The sequence below is a fragment of the Gemmatimonadota bacterium genome, assembly GCA_022560615.1.
Taxonomy (GTDB): domain Bacteria; phylum Gemmatimonadota; class Gemmatimonadetes; order Longimicrobiales; family Gaopeijiaceae; genus UBA1138.
This window is the reverse complement of the sequence record JADFSR010000091.1, coordinates 1-4,222: the sequence shown is the minus strand read 5'-3', so window position 1 is coordinate 4,222 and position 4,222 is coordinate 1. Positions and strand designations below refer to the sequence as shown.

The following is a 4,222-nucleotide window of genomic DNA, read 5'->3' as shown; positions in this document are numbered from 1 at the left end:
TCGAACAGCAGCACGCGGTCGGGTGTGCGGACGATCAGTGGCTGGACACTGAGTTGGAGGACATCGGTCGCGAGGCCCGCCGCCGTCAGCAGGGCGTCCACATCGGCCTTCGTCACGTTAATGGCGAGCGTCATGTTGTCGTTGGCTGGTGCGAAGGCGGCGTCTCTCAGTGACGCGGCCTGCAGCGAGCCGATCGCGAAGGGGGACACGTTTTCGCCCGCGCCAAAAGCGGCGATGGCTGCCGCCACCGCTTCGGTAGTTTCATCGGGAGCGGCTTCTTCTGTTGTCGGCGAGCACGCGGCGAGGCTCGCTACGAACATGGTGACGATGGCTGTGTCGGTTCTCATGGCGGTGGTCTCTTGTGGAAGGCGCATCAATGCGCGTGGCGAATCTGGGAGGCAACATAGTCTCTCTGATCCGGTTGTGCGCCACCCACACCGCCTCAGGACTGGCCATCAGTCACTACTACCGAGAAGCCGCTTGATCGGTCGATCGTAAACCCGATTTCAGAGTGCCACGGCACGCACCGGGGCGTCGGTGCCTGACCCTCGCCACACCGATGTTGTAGTTTGCCGCGAGAAACGCACGCAAGAAGCCACCACATGCACCCGAAGGTCGGCCCGCCGCCGGGCCCCCAGGGGACAAAAGTTGTCAGCCGAGGTTCAGCTGTGGCCACTGTCCACATCGCCATTCCGGTTCAGGACGAGCTCGAATACCTTCCCGCCTGCCTCGACGCGCTTCGGCGACAGGAGGGCGTGCGATTTGTCACGTGGTTATGCGTAAACCAACCGGAAGCGTGGCAACACGAGCCGGATCGACGCCCCGTGTGCGAAGCCAACCAGGCCTGTCTCCATCTGCTTGCCGCAATCACGGACCTCGACCTCCGCATTATCGATCGCTCCTCACCGGGCCGGGGCTGGCCACCGAAGCGGAGCGGTGTTGGGCACGCGCGAAAGGAGTTGATGGATGCGATCTGTGCGGAGGCCGCCCCCCGGGATATCATCGTAAGCCTCGATGCTGACACGCTGACGCCCCCGGGTTATCTGCGATCCCTTATCGACTCCTTCAACCGGCATCCGGCCGCCTGTGCCATCGCCGCGCGTTACTACCATCCACTCACCGACGACGGAGCCGTCACCCGCGCGATGCTGGGTTACGAAATCTACATGCGCTTCTATGCGCTCAACCTCTGGCGAATCGGGTCTCCCTACTCCTTCACTGCGCTCGGCTCGGCAATTGCCGTGCCTGTTTCCGTCTACCGAAGAGTGGGCGGGCTGACGCCTCGAACCAGCGGTGAGGATTTCTACTTCCTGCAAAAACTGACCAAACATGGACGGGTACTCCATTGGACCGCCGCCCCGGTTGCCCCCGCGACCCGCAAGTCCTGGCGCGTTCCCGTCGGGACCGGTCAAGCCATCGTCGCCGCCTGCGAAGGCGAATACTCCGACCGCTATCCACTCTATGCTCCGGAACTCTTCGACCGGATCAGCCGCACCACCGAGGCCTTCCCCGAACTGTTCGCCGGACCGGTCGAAACGCCGCTTGACGAATTCCTGCGGAACAAGATCGGTACCGACGCTCTATGGCAACCGCTGCGCGACAACCACCCGACACTGGATCGATTTGTCCGCGCCTGCCACGAGCGGCTCGACGGACTCCGCATTCTGCAATACCTGAAGGCCGAGTATCGTGAAGCGCCGACCGACGACCGGGCAACGCTGATAGACTGGCTGGACCGGTACGGGTGCCAGCTTCCCGGAACCGAGACCGAAGCTTCGCGCGTGCGGGCCCTGCTTAACGAGCGCGCGCTGGCCGACCTGAGCACTTCTGAACTCGACGCGATACGCCGGGTGCTTTTCCAAATGGAAGATCGCTATCGTCGAGAGGACGACCTGAAGGGCTGAGTCACCCATCCCGAGAAGGGTCATCGTGGCAAGGGTTCTGCACGCGAGCTTCTCGTTGCATGACCCGCCTCGTTGAGCACTGGACAACCGGCGTCGCATCCCCAAGTGGTACCCCAAACTCCCCGAAACTGGTCGAATCTCAGCAAAACTATGGACAACATCCAACCCTCTAACCACATATATCACAGTAACTTAGGCGGACTCAATGGCACTCTGTGTGTATACTGCAATCAGATCATCAGTCACGGTGCCCTGGCCGTACGGTAGGTTCGCTCTGAGTTTCGGGACGTTGAAGAACTCCTGGAGAAGAGGGAAATCATCGTCCCCTTACGAGACGGCCTCCTCTACATCACCCCGATGAAGTGTTGCGGATGACCATGTTACCGTCCGAAATCGAGATCGAACTCGGGCTGGACGAGGCCGACGACGACGAGGCCATACGCCGAAAAGCCGCACGTCGGATCGGCGTGAGCCCGGCCGACCTCGTCGGGCTCACGCTCCGGAAACGGTCCATCGACGCGCGACGCGGTCGGGTCGTGTTCCGGCTCCTTCTCGAGCTGGACCCGGAGCTGCGCGACCTGGGAACGCCCCATCCCGTCGACGTGGATCGTCTCGGTCGGGTCATCGTCGTCGGAGATGGGCCCGCGGGGTTGTTCTGCGCCTACGAACTGGCGCGCCGCGGTATCGGCTGCACGGTCGTGGACCGTGGCAAAACGGTTCAGCCTCGCCGCCGCGACCTCCGGGGACTGAACCAGCGGGGTGTCGTCGACGTGGACAGCAACTATTGCTTTGGCGAGGGAGGAGCGGGCACGTACAGCGACGGCAAGCTCTACACGCGGTCCCACAAGCGCGGCGACTGCCGCGACGTGCTCGAGACGCTGGTGCTCCACGGGGCGCCCGAGTCCATCCTGACCGACGCCCGCCCTCACATCGGCAGCAACAAGCTGCCCAAAGTCGTCACCGCGATCCGGGAGCGCCTAGAGCGGCACGGCGTGACGTTCCGCTTCGAAGCCCGGGTGGTGGCGTTGCTGACCCTGGACCAGGGCGCGCGCCGTTCTGTGAGCGGGGTGCGGCTGGAGTCCGGCGAGGAGCTGGGTGCCGACGCGGTGGTGCTTGCCACCGGGCACTCGGCCCGCGACGTCTTTCACATGCTCCTCGACGCCGGCGTCTCTCTCGAGCCGAAGGCGTTCGCGCTCGGGGTTCGCATCGAGCACCCTCAGCCCCTCATCAATCGCGTCCAGTACGGCCGATCCGCCGAGCACCCGAAGCTGCCCAACGCGGCCTACAAGATGGCGTTCACCGAGTCGGGTCGGGGCGTCTTCAGCTTCTGTATGTGCCCCGGCGGCTTCATCGTCCCCGCGTCCACGAGCCCGGGCGAGCTCGTCCTCAACGGCATGAGCCTCTCCCGCCGCGACTCGCCTTACGCCAACTCGGGGCTGGTGGTCGGCATCGAAGTGGAGGATGCGCTCAAAGCCGGCTTCAGCGGGCCGCTGGCGGGCTTGGAGCTACAGCGTCGCATTGAAGAGGCGGCGTGGCAGGCGGGAGGGGGTGGCCTGCGGGCTCCGGCCACCCGAGCCACCGACTTCGTGGCCGGGCGGGCTTCGACCACCGTGCCCGCGACGAGCTACCAGCCGGGGCTGGCCGCCGGGAACGTCGGAGACGTGCTTGATCTGGTCGGAATCGGGCTCGCGGAACGGATGCGCCGCGCGCTCAACGTCTTCGACAAGCGCATGCGCGGTTACGTGAGCGAGGAAGCAGTCCTCGTCGGTGTCGAGTCGCGAACGAGCTCACCGGTGCGCGTGCCCAGAGATAAGGAGCGCCTCACGAGCCCCGATCTCGAGGGGCTCTACCCGTGCGGCGAGGGAGCGGGGTACGCGGGTGGCATCATGAGCGCCGCCATGGACGGCATTGCCGTTGCGCGTGCGCTTGCCGAGAGCGGTCGCTTCGGCGCGTCAGGCGACCGGGGCGATGTGAACGTCCACGGCTAACCGCAGGTCCCGCTCAGGCCGCAGCTCTCGTTGTGAAGCTGCTGCGGATCGAGAAGTGGCGAGTGAACCCCAATTTTTAATCCGTAGGTCGTGGGTTCGAGACCCACCCGGCGCACTGGGCCGGAAATCTAGTAGGTACCTGGGCTTCCGGCTTTTTGGTGTCGGTGCCTTGGGAGGTGAAAATGGGGCTATGGGACCCCAGGTGGGACCCCAAAAACTCGGGTTGCGTGGCGGGAACCCGGCGGATGGGAGGGGAACTTCGCGTCTCTGGGCGCAGGATCGTTAACCCGACCCCTCAAAGGCGTTTTTGCTTTGGCTATCCTTAGTCGA

The 4,222-nt window shown here is 64.4% G+C and carries 3 protein-coding genes; 2 read left to right on the top strand and 1 reads right to left on the bottom strand.

The features are described 5' to 3' along the window. On the bottom strand, positions 1-347 hold a 347-nt coding region (locus tag IIB36_20315; protein ID MCH7534084.1), incomplete at its 3' end, for an MBL fold metallo-hydrolase. Between the two features lie 321 nt (positions 348-668). Here IIB36_20315 and IIB36_20310 point away from each other — a divergent pair. Next, positions 669-1,904 (top strand): glycosyltransferase, encoded by a 1,236-nt coding sequence (locus tag IIB36_20310; GenBank protein MCH7534083.1) that lies wholly within the window; start codon positions 669-671, stop codon positions 1,902-1,904. Between the two features lie 377 nt (positions 1,905-2,281). Further along, a complete protein-coding gene (locus IIB36_20305) occupies positions 2,282-3,892 on the top strand; it encodes an FAD-dependent oxidoreductase (GenBank protein MCH7534082.1) in 1,611 nt (536 codons plus the stop codon). Positions 3,893-4,222: the final 330 nt, after the last annotated feature.